Origin of the sequence: Nitrosomonas cryotolerans ATCC 49181 (assembly GCF_900143275.1) — a bacterium.
In the GTDB taxonomy this organism is placed as follows: domain Bacteria; phylum Pseudomonadota; class Gammaproteobacteria; order Burkholderiales; family Nitrosomonadaceae; genus Nitrosomonas; species Nitrosomonas cryotolerans.
Genome location: NZ_FSRO01000001.1, coordinates 1370361 through 1385996 on the forward strand (window position 1 = coordinate 1370361; position 15636 = coordinate 1385996).

The 15636-nt window shown below is 44.0% G+C and carries 15 protein-coding genes; 8 read left to right on the forward strand and 7 right to left on the reverse strand.

Features of this window, described 5'->3' with window-relative positions; translation table 11 throughout:
- Nucleotides 1-6: 6 nt before the first annotated feature.
- The 5 genes from BUQ89_RS06155 to BUQ89_RS06175 all read left to right on the forward strand — a co-directional run bounded on the left by BUQ89_RS06155 (nucleotide 7) and on the right by BUQ89_RS06175 (nucleotide 4855).
- Nucleotides 7-879, forward strand: a complete 873-nt coding sequence (locus tag BUQ89_RS06155) for a F0F1 ATP synthase subunit gamma (RefSeq protein ID WP_051537657.1) — start codon at nucleotides 7-9, stop codon at nucleotides 877-879.
- Between the two features lie 4 nt (nucleotides 880-883).
- A complete protein-coding gene (locus BUQ89_RS06160; protein ID WP_036573584.1) occupies nucleotides 884-1318 on the forward strand; it encodes a protein YgfX in 435 nt (144 codons plus the stop codon).
- A gap of 353 nt (nucleotides 1319-1671) precedes the next feature.
- Nucleotides 1672-2790, forward strand: coding sequence for an acyl-CoA dehydrogenase family protein (locus BUQ89_RS06165; protein WP_028462104.1), 1119 nt, complete (start codon nucleotides 1672-1674; stop codon nucleotides 2788-2790).
- 11 nt (nucleotides 2791-2801) lie between these two features.
- Complete coding sequence (locus tag BUQ89_RS06170) at nucleotides 2802-3656, forward strand: phosphate/phosphite/phosphonate ABC transporter substrate-binding protein (protein ID WP_036573588.1); 855 nt, start codon at nucleotides 2802-2804, stop codon at nucleotides 3654-3656.
- Nucleotides 3653-4855 carry a ferritin family protein gene (locus BUQ89_RS06175; RefSeq protein ID WP_028462105.1) on the forward strand — a complete coding sequence of 401 codons (1203 nt, stop codon included), beginning with the start codon at nucleotides 3653-3655 and terminating at the stop codon, nucleotides 4853-4855. Before BUQ89_RS06170 ends, BUQ89_RS06175 begins: the two co-directional genes overlap by 4 nt.
- Before the next feature lie 425 nt (nucleotides 4856-5280).
- Here the strand turns inward: BUQ89_RS06175 and BUQ89_RS06180 are convergent, their stop codons facing one another.
- From BUQ89_RS06180 to BUQ89_RS06190, 3 genes are all read right to left on the reverse strand, one after another.
- Nucleotides 5281-5643, reverse strand: a complete 363-nt coding sequence (locus tag BUQ89_RS06180; protein WP_028462106.1) for an exosortase system-associated protein, TIGR04073 family — start codon at nucleotides 5641-5643, stop codon at nucleotides 5281-5283.
- Nucleotides 5644-5934: 291 nt separating this feature from the next.
- Nucleotides 5935-6606, reverse strand: coding sequence for a protein-L-isoaspartate(D-aspartate) O-methyltransferase (locus tag BUQ89_RS06185; RefSeq protein ID WP_036573591.1), 672 nt, complete (start codon nucleotides 6604-6606; stop codon nucleotides 5935-5937).
- 248 nt (nucleotides 6607-6854) lie between these two features.
- Nucleotides 6855-8423, reverse strand: coding sequence for a bifunctional aminoglycoside phosphotransferase/ATP-binding protein (locus tag BUQ89_RS06190; protein ID WP_051537658.1), 1569 nt, complete (start codon nucleotides 8421-8423; stop codon nucleotides 6855-6857).
- A gap of 529 nt (nucleotides 8424-8952) precedes the next feature.
- On the opposite strand from BUQ89_RS06190, the gene BUQ89_RS14365 reads away from it, so the two are divergent.
- Nucleotides 8953-9078: a hypothetical protein gene (locus BUQ89_RS14365; protein ID WP_256205459.1), complete on the forward strand. Its 126-nt coding sequence runs from the start codon at nucleotides 8953-8955 to the stop codon at nucleotides 9076-9078.
- A gap of 96 nt (nucleotides 9079-9174) precedes the next feature.
- Here the strand turns inward: BUQ89_RS14365 and BUQ89_RS06195 are convergent, their stop codons facing one another.
- Together BUQ89_RS06195 and tnpA are read right to left on the reverse strand one after the other, a co-directional pair.
- The gene (locus BUQ89_RS06195; RefSeq protein ID WP_028462109.1) at nucleotides 9175-10500 is read right to left on the reverse strand and encodes an MFS transporter; all 1326 of its coding nucleotides are present in this window, start codon (nucleotides 10498-10500) and stop codon (nucleotides 9175-9177) included.
- 353 nt (nucleotides 10501-10853) lie between these two features.
- Complete coding sequence (tnpA, locus tag BUQ89_RS06200; RefSeq protein ID WP_074202530.1) at nucleotides 10854-11270, reverse strand: IS200/IS605 family transposase; 417 nt, start codon at nucleotides 11268-11270, stop codon at nucleotides 10854-10856.
- A gap of 32 nt (nucleotides 11271-11302) precedes the next feature.
- On the opposite strand from tnpA, the gene BUQ89_RS06205 reads away from it, so the two are divergent.
- The gene (locus BUQ89_RS06205) at nucleotides 11303-12526 is read left to right on the forward strand and encodes an RNA-guided endonuclease InsQ/TnpB family protein (RefSeq protein ID WP_074202531.1); all 1224 of its coding nucleotides are present in this window, start codon (nucleotides 11303-11305) and stop codon (nucleotides 12524-12526) included.
- A gap of 53 nt (nucleotides 12527-12579) precedes the next feature.
- On the opposite strand, the gene BUQ89_RS06210 is transcribed toward BUQ89_RS06205, so the two are convergent.
- The gene (locus tag BUQ89_RS06210) at nucleotides 12580-13314 is read right to left on the reverse strand and encodes an adenosylcobinamide amidohydrolase (protein WP_051537629.1); all 735 of its coding nucleotides are present in this window, start codon (nucleotides 13312-13314) and stop codon (nucleotides 12580-12582) included.
- Nucleotides 13315-13880: 566 nt separating this feature from the next.
- Nucleotides 13881-14009 carry a hypothetical protein gene (locus tag BUQ89_RS14370; RefSeq protein ID WP_256205455.1) on the reverse strand — a complete coding sequence of 43 codons (129 nt, stop codon included), beginning with the start codon at nucleotides 14007-14009 and terminating at the stop codon, nucleotides 13881-13883.
- A 610-nt stretch (nucleotides 14010-14619) separates the two neighbouring features.
- Here BUQ89_RS14370 and BUQ89_RS06220 point away from each other — a divergent pair.
- Nucleotides 14620-15600, forward strand: a complete 981-nt coding sequence (locus tag BUQ89_RS06220; protein WP_028461882.1) for a sulfite exporter TauE/SafE family protein — start codon at nucleotides 14620-14622, stop codon at nucleotides 15598-15600.
- Nucleotides 15601-15636: the final 36 nt, after the last annotated feature.

Genomic DNA, 15636 nt, shown 5'->3' on the forward strand with positions numbered 1-15636 from the left:
GCTGTAATGAGTAAGCGACGCGAAGTGAAGGAGCGACTGGCAACGCTGGATGAGATCGACGGTATTATGAGTGCGATGAAGAATCTGGCTCTGCTTGAAATTCATAAGCTAGAAACTTTCTCGGCCACACAACATCGTGCAGTAGCCAGTATTGAATCGGCCGCACAGGATTTGTTGGCTTTCTATCCACAAATGTACAGGTCCGCAGATGATTTACAGCAACTCTGGATTATTATTGGTTCAGAGCGTGGTTTTTGCGGTAATTTCAATGAATCTTTGCTGCAGTTTCTGAATATGAATGCGCCGCAGGCTGATACATTGTTATTGGCAGTAGGGCGCCGGCTGGAAGCCAAGTTGCACGATGATGCGCGGATTAGCGATTTTATCGCAGGTCATAGTGTAGCAGAGGAAGTCCCTGTTACTTTACTGCGTCTGAGCGCGGTATTAAACCGATTGCAGCGACAACTAGAGCTGGCAAAGATAGCCTGCATCAGTGTAGTTTATTATGATAATAAAAGTGATCAGATTAGGTTGCGTCAATTGCTGCCGTTGACGACGCTTGACACAAAATCAGCTTATTCTCATCCGCCTCAATTAAATCTGGAACCCTCGTTATTTCTTTCTGAACTAACCGATCAGTATTTGTATGCTGTATTGCATGAAGTATTTTATTCCTCGTTAATGATGGAAAATCATAAGCGATTAGAGCACATGGATAGAGCCATTCACCGTTTAAAGAAAGATGAAGCCAGGCTACGTTTACGATACAACAGATTACGCCAGGAAGAAATTATCGAAGAAATCGAAATTATTATGCTGAGCGTAGAAGCATTGTCTGATGATGAGTCCAGGCCTGCAGTTTCGAGACCATCTTTTTAGTCATATGACTGCTTTATCTGTTCGTCTGAGGCCTTCGACACGACTGACAGCCATACTTAGTATGGCGCATGGTATTGCATTTGTTTTAGTATGCCTGCTCCCACTACCGATGAGTATTCAACTGATCGGAGCAGCAGCGCTGGCGTGTAGTTTGGCTTTCAATCTGGGGCGGTATGGCTTGCTTAATACGGCTGGGGCAATAGTGGCTTTCGAGCTATCTGATGAGTTACGATGTACACTTGAAACTCGTTGTGGTCGATTGATGGTCTGTACTATTCTAGCCAACACCTTTGTTGCTTCTTACCTGATTGTCATGAACCTAAAACCCGATAATTGTTTTTTTTCGCGCAGTATCGTAATTCTGCCGGATGGGATTGATGCAGAAGAATTCAGGCAATTACGTGTATTGTTACGTTGGAAATGGAAAAATAGAAATTAGGAGACCTTTGCAAAACCCCAATAGTTGAAAAATTAGCCCTTTATAATCAATAGCCAAAAACTTCTGGTGAGGGCTTTTGCAAAAGTCTCATTAGGTCTGAATATAATCGTGGGGGTATTAATGTATTGTAGGTAATAGGATAGAGATCAATTGTTTTCTTTATGGTTATTATTTTTTTGTTACCCGGATTATAAACTGAGAGCGATATTTCCTGTTATTAAATTTTCATGTATAGGGTATAGGACAGATACGTTTAAAAATCCGATTAGTGTCATTTAGCAATCTTGTAATGGCCGTGATGATAGGATCACTCGACAGTATCCAATATGAGTAACTAAATTAATAGAGAATCTATGGCTGAGTATTTTAATATCGTTGAAGAAATTGCAACAGGAATTGTAGCAACAGCTGCGCCTGAGATTGACAAGAAAGGCCTATTTCCGCAGTTAACGATTGATGCACTGCGTGATGCCGGATTGCTTGGATTGATTAGCGCCAGAGATATGGGAGGGATGGGAGAAGGACCTCGCGCTGCTGCAATGGTTGTTGAACGTTTTGCGCGCGAATGTGGATCGACGGCAATGATTCTGTGCATGCATTTTGCAGCAGCGGGGGTTGTCGAGAAATATGGCTCGGAGGAAGTGCGCAGGCAGTTCGCAGAGGGGAAACACCTAGGTACATTGGCTTTCTCGGAGACGGGATCGCGCAGTTATTTTTGGGCGCCAGTGGGTACAGCTGTGCGCGGCGAGCATGATATTTACTTGAATGGAAAGAAAAGCTGGGTCACGTCAGCTCATCATGCGACATTGTACGTGTGGTCGAGTAAGCCTATTGCTGCTAAAGGCGCAAGCACGCTCTGGCTGGTCCCGAGAAATAGCAGGGGTATTTCGGCACCGGATAGTTTCGATGGTCTGGGGTTACGCGGCAATGACTCGACACCCGTCACGGCTGATGATGTTAGAGTGTCTGAGAACAATATGCTTGGGAAGGATGGCGAAGGTCTCACAATTATGTTGGATACGGTGCTGCCGCTATTTAATGTGATGACCGCGGCAGCCGGGATCGGATTGATGGAAGGGGCAACAACTGCTGCGTGCAAACACGCATCGGATACATGTTATGAGCACCTTGATTCAGTGTTATGCGATCTGCCTACAATTCGAGCATATCTGGCGCGGATGCGGATCGCTACTGATCAAACACGTTGCTTGTGGCTGGATACGCTTGATGCCATAGAAACGAATCGGGAGGATGCGATGCTGCGTGTACTGGAATGTAAGGCGGCAGCCGGCGAATCTGCGACTCAGGTACTGGATACAGCGATGCGGGTTTGTGGTGGTGCTGCATTTCGGCGCGAAGTGGGTGTGGAACGACGCTTTCGTGATGCTCGTGCCGGTACGGTGATGGCACCAACCACGGATCAATTATATGATTTTATCGGTAAAACCATTTGTGGCTTGCCGATCTTCTGAGAGTACAAACAATGTCCAATACATTATTGATCGGGGCGGTTGCGTATGATCCTAAAGTTATCACCATCTGGGATGGCTTTCAGAAATGGTTCGCTGCGCATGGATTTGATCTTGACTACATCCTGTATTCAAATTATGAACGACAGGTCGCGGGACAGTTTGCTGGTCATTATCATGTTGCGTGGAATTCTCCACTGGCATGGTTGCAGACGGAACGCATTGCCGCCCGGGTAGGTCGACAAGTTGAAGCGCTTGCGATGCGTGACACCGATTGTGATCTGACCAGTGTCATTGTGGTGCGCAGTGATTCATCGATTGACTCGATTGAAGCTTTGCGTGGTAAAACGGTTGCAGTGGGTGCTTCCGACTCGCCGCAAGCATCTCTCATTCCATTGATTCATCTGGCGGAAGCTGGACTAGAGCCGGGAAAAGACTTCACTGTGCGCCCGTTTGATGTTTTGGTCGGCAAGCATGGTGATCATATAGGCGGTGAGCGTGATGCGGCGAAGGCGTTAATTGAAGGCACAGTAGATGCGGCTTGTATGATCGATGGGAACCATCTGTTGTTTTCAAAAGAAGGTACCTTATCATCGGGTAGTACGCGTATTTTGGCGCAGACTGACGAGTATGATCACTGCAACTTTACGGTACTCGATGGTCCACTCGAAGATACCATTATGCGTTTTCGTGAGCTGTTGCTGTCCATGTCTTACGACGACCCGACGGTGCGTTCATTGCTGGACCTTGAAGGGTTAAAGGTATGGAAGCCAGGTCGTACTGAAAAATATGCGCTACTAGCACGCGCCATTGATCGATTTGGGACTGTCGATGCCTTTGTAACCAAATTAAGCAAACAGTGTGCATGATAGAGCGTAAGGTATTTGCAGTTGATCTGGGTAGCCTGGGATTGGATCAAGGTGGTCACCTCATGATAAAACGCGCGTTACGTACGGCACCACGGGCTATTCCGGTCGCTGTGCATGGGAATGCGCCAACGCTTGCCGTTCATTTGCGTGCTTGGTGCCGCGTGCAGGGCCATGATATTGAAATTTTGCAGGCTGCCGTGGATGGTCCCGTGGCATTGATTCACCGTGGCAACGTCGAAGCTGGTCGCTGGCGTGGCGCGACAGCGACGGGAGATGCCAAAGTACCGGCGGCGCATGCATCTGCTTACTGGGGACTTGCGGGCCGCAGCGCGACCGTTGAAGCGGGTATGCCAATCTTCGATTTTCCACTCGATACACGTGCCGAAGTTTGGGTTAAGGAGGCTGCTCGATTGTATGCTCAGGCGGCGGCATCGCAGTGGAATCCTGCCACGGCGATTCCTTGGAATGCATCTTGCGATATTTGTGATGAAGTTGAGGATGCGGTTGTGCAGGTCATGACCTATCTCATAGAAAATGAGACCGCAGCGCTAGTAATTCCGGCCCGTTTCGCTTCTCAGGTGCATCCTCATTTTCGTGAGGTAATGCAGCTTTTAGCTATCCAGGCTGCTGATGAAGCGCGTCACATTGAGGTATTTACGCGGCGTGCCTTGTTAAAACGTTCGAAACTTGGCCTGTCAACTGTTGGCGGTCAATCTTCGCTAAAGACGTTGATCGATGAGCCTGATTTTGCACTCTCAGCGATGTTACTGTCAGTGCTTGGAGAAGGTAGTTTTCTGTCGCTGCTATCGTTTCTGCAACAGCATGCACCCGATCCGATTACACGTGAAATCGCGCGGCTTGTTGGACAAGATGAGGCGCGTCACGTTGCATTTGGTCTTGCTCACCTCACGCAACATGTACATGAAGAGCCTGCATTGCTTGGACGATTGGCGGATGTTATTGAGCATCGCCATGATGCGCTTATCAATACCGCTGGCCTCAACGAGGAGGTGTTTGATGCTTTAGTGCTGCTCGCTGCTGGATCATGGGAGCCGGAAGCATTGCGTACTGGATGGGAGAAGGTTCAGGTGCTGATTGCGGATATGGGTCAGGGACGTATACGCCGCTTACGTAAGATTGGTTTTGATGAGGAGGCCGCGCAAGCGCTATCTGCGCTGCATACGCGTAATTTTATGTAACAATCGAGCGTGAGATGCAGGTATATCAAGAGACCTTTGCAAAACCCCAATAGTTGAAAAATTAACCTATTTATAATCAATAGTCGAAAATTTCTGGCGAGGATTTTTGCAAAAGTCTCATTGGAAAGACCGCTGCATAACTGTGTTTTTGAGCTTTTCTGATTACTTGCAGCATTGATAAATCAAACACTTAAAAATCTTATCCAGCCCGAGATAACAGTTATGCAGCGGTCTTTTGGATATTTCGGGCTTTGAGAGGCTGTTTTGGAATAGCTTGGAGTTGCGGTCTGATATCTTTTTGATCTTTTTTTGTTCGTGTTCAGATATGTTGGGGAAAATAGGAACAGCAGAAATTGCTGATATGGTTCATCATGGCATAAATGCATAAAGAATATGCCATGATGCGAACGTTTTTGAAATATTTTCTAGCGCATTTTCCAGGGCGTATAAGTTGTTTCTCTGTGGAAATTATCCCAGACATATGGCGGCTTAACGATTGGTGTAGTGGGCACCATGAATGTGACGATATCAACCGCGCCACTTAGGGTGCGTCCGAGCATGTGTACAATCCCAGTAAAAAATCCGGCGGTCACACCATAAGTCGCGCCTTCTTGTTTACCGGTGACTATCATGGTCTTAGGAATTTCTACAAAGCCAGTGACGACATTGGCAATCCCCATACCGAGTTTTTCACCTACCTGCCCAGGATAATCATGTGCCATTGCCAGATTGGGTGACAATGAAAACATTACGAATAGTATCAGCAGTGACTTGATAATCTTTTTCATTGGTTATTATCCTATTAAAAATAAAAAGGGTCATCCAGCAGTTATGCCGAGGGACTCGGAAAGATTCAACCGTCAGAAACGGCCAGCCTTGATTCGGATAGCTTCGCAAAATGCTAAGAGAATCAAATAATAGATTACCAGAATTACCAGAAATTGATATAAATAACTTATGATTAAGCCAGTAATGGCACTTTTTTAACAGAAAAAATATGATATTTTTACTCTGACTATTGCCATGGCTATTGTGTGCATTGCTTTCGGGTTTGGATCAGAAGCAGTTTATAGTATACATTAATTTGAAACAGCGCTGTCTTCCACGATTAATGGAACAAAAGCAACATCAAGGATTGATTCTGTTTTTATTTTCCCCGCTTTATCTTTAGAGGCTAGCATCAGTTCCTGATGCATATAGGGTAAGCCAATTGGAATAATCATTCGTCCCCCCGATTTGAGTTGATCAAGCAGGTTTTGAGGCATATGAGTGGCGGCGGCTGTTACTATAATTGCATCAAAGGGTGCTTTTTCCTTCCAGCCATAGTAACCGTCACCACAGCGTACTTTGACGTTCTGATAGCCTAGTTCCTTTAGCCGTCGTTTGGAGGAATCCGCCAATTCCAGAATTTTTTCGATGGTAAAGATTTGTTGTGCTAATCGAGCCAGGATGGCTGTTTGATAGCCAGAGCCCGTGCCAATTTCCAGCACAGTATCCTCTGGTGTAAGATCCAGTAAATCAGTCATGAGTGCGACTATATAAGGCTGTGAGATAGTCTGCCCATGGCCAATCAGTAATGGGCTATTATCATAGGCTTGTTTTTTATAGTGAGAGGGGAGAAAGGCGGCTCTATCGACTGCCTGAATGGCTTGCATGACACGTTTATCAAAAGCTTCTCTGCCTGTATAAGAAGCCGTACATTTCGCTTCCGATCGGATGACATCCAGCATGTTTTCGAGATCTTTACTCATGATATGTTGCCCGGATATTGTTGATATAGCTCTGGTAAAGTGATCAGTGCTTTTATTATTTACCCATTCGTTAGCTGATGATATTAAAGGCAGTATTCACTCAATAAAAATGGAAACCTGGTGCATTAAGCTAGTCCATACGTAATAATCGAGGCTTTTGCAAAAGCCTTCACCATAAGTTTTAATCTATTGATTATAAAGGGTTAATTTTTCAACTATTGGGGTTTTGCAAAGGTCTCTAATCAGATTTAAGGCTGAATGATTTTTTCTTGTATATGGTGAATGATGTCGTCAATTTTTATTTCTTTCTCTGTGTCTATCGTGAGCACGCGTAATCGTTCCGCGCTTGAAAATGGTTCCGCTATTTTGATTTGATACTCTAAAACGGCAGAGGTTGCATCGGATACATCATCAGCGTGCTGTATACGGTCCTTAATTCGTTGATGCAGTGTTTTGACAGATGCCTGATAATCGATTATTAAATAGGGAATGCGCAATAAATCGGCGAGTTCAATCAGCAGCTGGCGCTGCTGCTGTTTTAAATTGGCTGCATCGACAATGACAGAATAGCCCGCCATGAGTAAATCTCGGGCTATCTTCGTTAACTGTGCATAAGTCTTGCGTGTTGCCGCAAATGTATAAATGCCCTGTTCAGGAATATTAGAATGGGTCTGGCCCTGGTTTGTTGGTGTATTAAATAATTGTTTGCGCTCTACATCCGAGCGTATCCGTATCGCCGGATATTTTTCCAGCAGCATGTGACTCACAAATGATTTTCCGGATCCGGATAAGCCATGATTAATCAGTAAACAGGGTGTTATGGGATTAATATAACGTTCAGCCAGTTTCAAATATGACAGGAAGTCCTGGGAAATTTTGCTTTGTTTTTGAGTGCCAGCTGGTTTCTGATTTGCGCGTAGGGCGGCTACCTTTGCTCGTACAAGTGCTCGATAGACCTTATAAAACCGTAGTAATTGTACACCAGAGTAATCTCGAGTTATCTCTAGATAACGATTCAGAAAGCGAGTGGTTAGGATATCATGTTGCCGAGCTTCAAAATCCATTGCCAGGAAAGCAATATCATTCATGACATCTATCCAGAAGAAACTTTTATTAAATTCGATACAATCAAAGATAATAATGTCATCATTCCATAACGCAATATTTTTTAGATGCATATCACCATGGCATTCTCGGATGAATCCCTGAGATCTGCGTTGTTGGAAAATTTCAGTTAATTCATCTAATTGCTGCCTACTCCATTGTTCCAATTTCATTAGGATAGAAGAGGCGGTTACAGCATGGCTGCATAAATGGATGTGTTGGAAATTCTCTATCACAAGTTGCTGGATGTGTTCCAGACTACCAAGTTCGCTATTATCTGGAGCTGATTCAATGGATAAATGAAAATCAGCAACTATTTTAGCCAATTTATTGATGATATGATGGGGTAGCGTCTGCTTTGCCAGGAAGCGATCCAGCTGTACTGATTGTGGAAACTGCAACATCTTGACTGCGTACTCAATAGCAGAGCCTTGCCCATCTAAATTGGGTTGTTCAGCTGAACCATAAATTGCAACGACTTCCAGATACAAACGAGGTGCTAGACGCTGATTAAGCCTGACTTCTTCTTTGCAGTAGAAATGACGTTTTTTAAGTGATGAAAAATCAAGGAAGCCAAAATTAACCGGTTTCTTTATCTTATAGGCATACTGTCCCGTTAAAAGCACCCACGAAATATGTGTTTCGATCACCTTAAATTTCGTAACGGGGTGATGAAAAAGTATTGGATTTTGTAGTGCTTCTATTAATGACACGGGATTTAGTCTCCTATGTATTTCGAATACACATTGCCGTTTTTAGAGAATTATTCCGTTTACGTGATCACCCATTAGAGATTAAACAGCCTGCCAAAAAATTTATTCGATTGATCTGCAAGCAAAGCACAGATTTTCTGATCGTGCTGTAAAGCGAATAGCAATATATAACTTGAGACTTTTGCAAAAACCCTCGCTATAAATTTCAACCTATTGATTATAAAGGATTGATTTTACAGCTATTGGGGTTTTGCAAAGGTCTTACCTTATGACTGAACCATGTATTTATCAAACGAACGCGACTGCATATTGGACTAGCTTTCAACTGTTATGGTTCTGAAATTTGTTAATTTTTTTCAATTTAACAGGGCTGAAACCAAATTGAAAAAAACCTGATGATCGAAGCGAAATGGAGCCAGTATTTCTTGTTCAGTTTATTCGATTATGTCATAGTTCAGAAAACAGAATGATCGTAATTTTTCTGACCATATGTCGCTATACTCACTGAATCAGTCAAGGGAGATATCACGTGGATGAAGAAACCAAAATATTATTACGCAGCATTGCACATCATCTGAAATGGGTTATTGTGTTGCTGCTTGCGATACTTTCGCTGTTAGTCGCTGAAGGTGTTGGTGGCAACTGGACCTGGTAGCTACACTATCACCATTTTAATCTGTCACTGGATTGATGGCTTGTCCGATTGAATGTGCCCGCAGCCTATTACACCCGAGTCAGGTTTAATAAGCTACTAAGCTAAGGCGTTTGCCTTGGCCGATTGTCGTCCGCGCTGTTCGTTGACAGTCATCAGCAATAATAATCCGAGTATGAAAAAGGCGAGTGTGGAGAGTATGGCGAGGCGATGATTGCCATCCAGTATGAAAATTACTGCACCATAGCTTAACGGTCCGATAATTGCGGCCAGTCTTACTGCCAGTCCCCATAAGCCAAAAAATTCGCCGCTACGCTGTGGTGGAGAAAACTGGCCCACAAGCGCTCGGCTCGCGGATTGGCTGGCACCGAGGGCGATACCGATCAGATTGGCTGCGAGCCAGAAAAGGTCGGTGGTTGTCGCGTTATAGGCCAATAGAATAGCGATTATCCAGATAACCAGTGTCATGGCAAGACAATTTTTTGATCCTATCCGGTCTTGCAGCTGGCCGAAAGTAAAAGCGCCGATAGCCGCAGTGACGTTGACGATAAGAATCAGCATCAATGTATCATTGGTTTCGAAACCCATTACTTCCTGAGCATAGACAGCGGCCAGCACGATTACGGTGTTGATGCCAGCGTGATAGATGGTCAGTGTGATGAGAAAACGGAACAGATCTTGATGTTCACGCGCATTGACGATCGTATGGTACAAACGCCGGTAACCCACTTTGAAATAGCCCATGATGGTTTGTTTTTGCCTGGCAATCGCACGTTCCTTGAGCCAGAGAAAAGTAGGTGTGGCGGCGAGGGCAAATATAACGGCCACAATCAGATTGGTCATGGGTACATAGTCGGCCGCGTTACCTCCCTGTGTTTGTGACCATTGCACATAAATAAGGCAACAGCCGAGTGTTACCAGACCACCAAGATAGCCGATTGTCCAGCCAAGACCGGATAGGTGCCCCATATTATCCGGCGTGGTAATTTCGGGCAGAAAGGCCGCGATGAGATTTTCTCCTGTTGAGAACATGATCGTAGCCAGAATAACCAGAAAAATAGCCAGTTTCACATCACCCGGTCCTACCAGGCTCAGTAGTGCAGTAAAAAGAACACAGCCAAGCGTGCTGACGAGGAGAAAACGCTTCTTACCCGCGGCGTAGTCGGCGATGGCGCCCAAAATCGGTGCGCTAAAGAGTACGATCGCGTTTGCAGTTGCCATGGTAAGCGTCCACAGCAGGGTTGCGGTACCTGGATTGGTGATATTAACGCTGACAGCTACGACGCCAACAAAGTAGGCATTGAATATGGCAGTCAATACCACAGTGGTATAACCAGAATTGGCAAAATCATAGAAACACCAGGCCAGTTGCTCGCGACGGCTTGCCGCAGGCATGGTCCTTGTGCGGACATCAGATCGTGGCATACGCTTATTTAAGGCAATTTGTGTGGGCGTTGATCATATCATTAAGTGAGTGAAGATAGTAACGGTGTAACGGCCGTACCATATTAATGGTCCATAGCCCATTGTTTTTCCAAATAGGCAGTCATATAGAGTGAGACTTTTACAAAAATATCCTGTTCTGACGCACGTTTAAGCATGATTTGCTTTTATCCAGATGCAGTAAGACAGATTACATTAAAAAGGTAACCCGGTTGTGTCCGGGTTCGGCCCAATTATGACTGTCTCTCGTGTACGAGAGAAGCATGCATTTTATCAAATAGCGCGTAAAACTTCGTCCTTCAGGGCGGAGATATAAGCGCACAGGCGAAGCCTGTTTAATGCGGTCTTTGCTGTTGTTCAATATATTGCTTAATAATCGAGAGTGGTGCTCCACCACAACTACCCGCAAAATAGCTTGGACTCCAAAGCATATTACCCCAAAGCTTATTTTTAATTTCGGGATAATTCTTTTTGCGAATAAGTCGGCTTGAAACGCCTTTCAAACTATTTACCAAGTTAGAAATAGCAATTTTTGGTGGATAGTTAACTAAAAGGTGAATATGATCATGCTCACCGTTAAATTCCACCAATTCTGCTTCAAAATCCAAACACACATTTTTAAATATTTCTTCCAAATCAATTAATACCCTTCCGGAGAAAACATCTCTGCGGTATTTTGTTACAAAGACCAAATGAACATGAAGATTAAAAATGCAATTTCTTCCTGTTCTTGCATCGTTATTAACTTGCATAGACCAATTCCTTTTTGGTATAATTATATACCATGAAGCAGATTATACGCAAAGCCTTTAAATCTCGACTCAATCCAAATTCTGACCAAGTACAGAAGATGGTTGAGTTTGCGGGTGCTAATCGGTTTGTTTGGAATAAAGCCTTAGCAATGAATCTGTTCAGATTAGAGCAGAAACAGCCATTGCTTTGGTACAACGAGTTGTCATTTTGGCTAAAGCTATGGAAATCCTCAGAAGATTATGGATTTCTAAAAACCGTTCATTCTCAACCGTTGCAACAAGCCTTAAAAAACTTAGAAAAAGCGTTCAAAGACGGTTTTGATAAAAAACAGCCTTTAAAACGGATTCCAAAATTCAAGAAAAAAGGTTTGAGTGACAGCTTTCGTTATCCACAAGGATTTAAGCTGGAGCAAGAGTCTAGCAAAGTGTTCTTGCCTAAAATCGGTTGGGTGAAATATCGTAATTCACGCCAAGTCATTGGTGACGTTAAAAATATGACGATTTCCCGTAAAGGCGGTTATTGGTACGTGTCGATTCAGACTGAGTACGAGACCGAGCTAAAGCGTCATAGCTCAACCAGTATGATTGGTGTTGATATGGGCGTTACCCGCTTTGCAACCTTGTCAGACGGCTCATACGTAGAACCTTTAAACAGTTTCAGAAAGTTATCAAAGAAACTGGCTTTTGAACAGCGTAAGCTGTCTAAAAAAGTCCGTTTCTCTGCTAACTGGAAAAAGCAGAAACAAATCATTACCCGACTGCATGAGCGTATTGCCAATGCTCGTTTAGACTTCTTACACAAAACCTCAACCGAAATCAGCAAAAATCACGCAATGGTCGTAGTTGAGAATTTAAAGATAGGAAGCATGTCTAAGAGTGCCAAGGGCAGTGTTGAAAAGCATGGTAAAAACGTCAAAGCGAAATCGGGTCTAAACAAATCCATTCTTGACCAAGGATGGGGAATGTTCGTTTCGTTCTTGGAGTATAAACAGGCTTGTTCAGGCGGGGATGTATTGAAGGTAAACCCTCAATACACCTCTCAAACCTGCCCTGGATGTCAACATGTTAATCGTGACAATCGCAAAAGCCAAAGTGCTTTTGAATGTACAGAATGTGGATTTAAAGCCAATGCCGACTTGGTAGGTGCCTTGAATGTACTTGAGCGAGGACATCGCTTGTTAGCCTGTGGAGTTGAAACGTTAGTTTCGTCTAAGAAGCAGGAACCAGTGGCAGTAGCAATACAAACCTACTCTTAACGGCTTAATAAGTCGCTAGGAATCCCCTTCGTTTAGGAAGGGGAGGATGTCAATTACACGCTACCTGTATCGTTGTATAAGCTGGTCGCGGGTTGTGTTTGTAACCAATCTTCGACTCCTTGTAGAACTGTGCTATAAACGCACCGTCCGAGAGCCTGGCCAAAGGCCGTATGTTTGCCGCAATATGCATGGGATGGATTGTTTTTAGGAAGGACTCGCGAAGCAATTGCAATGCAGTCAGTACCGGTGCCGGTGGCATTATTGAGTTGGGTACGATGTTTTTGTGTGCCTGCTATGACTGCCGCGGTGCGTGCTTCGGTAGTAATACTCAATGCTTCGAAAAGTGCCGCGTCAGTTAATTGACGATTGGTTACCACACCGATATTAATGGTACCTAATGGTGCCAGAGTCACCGTCTGACATGAGTTTACATGACAGGCATTCGAGAGACCCACTGTCGCAACCACGCGGATATTTGTAGTAGCATCATCATGCAATGGTGTGTCGGAATGAGTGAATTTGTCGAGACGCGCACTTGTGAGAAATATGGTTGCATGTGGATCGATACACCGGTGCCTGCGTTCCTGGATGAGTGTTCCCGGGTCAACACCCAGAGGGAGATCGCTGTTTTTTACCTGATGCCATGCCAACATACAGGTTTCCCGTAATCCACCACCAATAACCGCCCATGACACCACGCGATGCTCAGTGTGAAGTGGCCAAACCAGCCATTTTTGATCGTTTGTAAGGAAAAAGGCTGGTTTGACTGTAGTCGCAATTGTTGTCATGCGATAGGCGTTTCAATCAAAGTAGTTAGTTAAGGCGGGGTAAATGGCAGGAACGTTTTTAATTGTGGTCAATTGTACGATAAGCGGCACCATCATGCTATACGGAATCGTTTTGGAATATCGGATAATTCCCGGAAGACGTTAAGGCCGGTCATTTCCCAGGATCAGGTATGGCATCTGGATAGTAACGGATTGTCCTATAAGAATGTATTGAATAGGCGGTTACAGGTCTGAATGTGTATGATAAGAGGCTATCTTAGATAGGAGGTCTTCATATTCTGAAATGATCCAGAGGGTCTTTTGAAGAATCTTCCTTGATCTGCCTTAAACGGTCGTAAGCGACGGTCATCAGCATAGGCTATTCGATTATAGCTGAGCGTATAATTGTCTACAGTCGATTGATCCCTTTTACAGGTAAAGCGATTCTTGCTTGCCTTGCCTTGCCTTGCCTTGCCTTGCCTTGCCTTGCCTTGCCTTGCCATGGTCGCATTTTATCAAAATTAAATAATGCGTTCCCAGAACCCTTCGACCGTAGATTTCTCTGTAATATCGTCTATGCCGATAAATCAACTTGAAATGTTAGCAACGGAATATACCGATGCAACAACTAAAACCGCCAACACGCCGATTATGAGCGCGAAATTAATACCCATTTTTTTAACTGTTTCAATATTCGTTTCTTCTGATGAACTCATATTCCTTTACTCCTTATTATGTAAGTGTAGAGATTGTGAACCGAATCGGAATGGGTTTCATTGATCTAGATCAAAGAGATGCTAGATATAAGGTAGGTGACGGTATTTTTGGGTGAGAGGGCTGCTGTCAGCACTGAAAATCTTACTTGTAATAACAGGAAGAACTTCTGATTGACGCTTATTCCGTATTTTATTGGTAAAAAATGGCGTTTTCCATTTCTTTCAGGTGGATTTTTCTATTTTAGTGGCATTCCTGGACGGATTGCGCTCTCGGATGATTCATCAGCGCATAAAAAAATGCCTGCCCGCCTCCATTTAACAATTTGTGTTTATGTAAATCCGTAAGCTTCAGATGCAATATTTCACGGTCAATTGTGACATTGACCTTGCGGCCGCAAACATTGCCTCAATTCCAGTAATTCCGAGTTTATTTGTATTTTTTACGCCAATTAATTTTTATTTATCATTGTTTTCGTTGTCTATTTTTATGACGTGGTGGAACTGTGCAGGAATCTTACCAAACAGGATAAGCATATACTTTTATAGTATTTCTGCTTTTTCTCAAGCGCAGATATAGTGCCACGAATTCATATTTAGAGTAGAGGCATGTATGAAAATCCGAAATCTTGATTTGGCGAAAAATCCGGTAAATGAAGCGCATCTACAGCTTGGGATTCCTCCGCTTGAGGAATCCGTATCCCATCCAGGCATACACCCATTCTTACGTATGGCTATTTGGTTCGCCGCCATCGTGTTAATTGCTTTAGTTTTGTTTTTAGTCGGGCGTTTTTTTCTTAACCAGACCTGGGTTAATAGTTGGCAAACAATTACCGACACGATAGACAGCAGGATTTTCTGGAGCGCTGTCGCGGTTGGCTTCTTTGCACAGGTTATTGATGGCGCATTAGGAATGGCTTATGGCGTAACAGCAACCACATTCTTACTGGCATCAGGTGCGAGTCCGGCTGCAGCAAGTGCGAGCGTTCATATTGCAGAAATTTTTACCACTGGCATTTCAGGCATTTCTCACGCCAAATTCGGTAACGTAGACAGACAGTTATTTGCACGTCTCTTGGTCCCGGGAATGCTGGGAGGAATATTAGGTGCAATATTGGTAACACATATTGATGGAGCATTATTCAAGCCTTTCATATCTGCCTATCTTTTACTGCTCGGTATCTATATTTTCAGTAAAGCATTTCGTCAGCTTCGTATCCGAAAAGAGGCACCCAGACATGTTGGTAAACTCGCGTTATTTGGAGGTTTTATTGATGCGGCAGGCGGTGGTGGCTGGGGTCCGGTCGTCACTACCACTCTGGTTGGCACGGGTAATGATCCGCGCACAACTATTGGCTCAGTTAATTTTGCGGAATTTTTTCTGACATTAACCACTGCTTCGGTTTTTGTATTACTGATGGAAACGGATACTTGGCCCCTTATCGTTGGTCTGGTGCTTGGAGGACTATTCGCCGCTCCATTTGCGGCTGTACTGTGCAAAAAATTTCATGCCCGTACCCTGCTTATTTTGGTAGGGGTGTTGATTTCCATTATCAGTTTCTACAATCTCTATAAGGCATTTACCGCATTGTGAAAATTAATTTGATTTGACCCTATTTTAAATAAGATA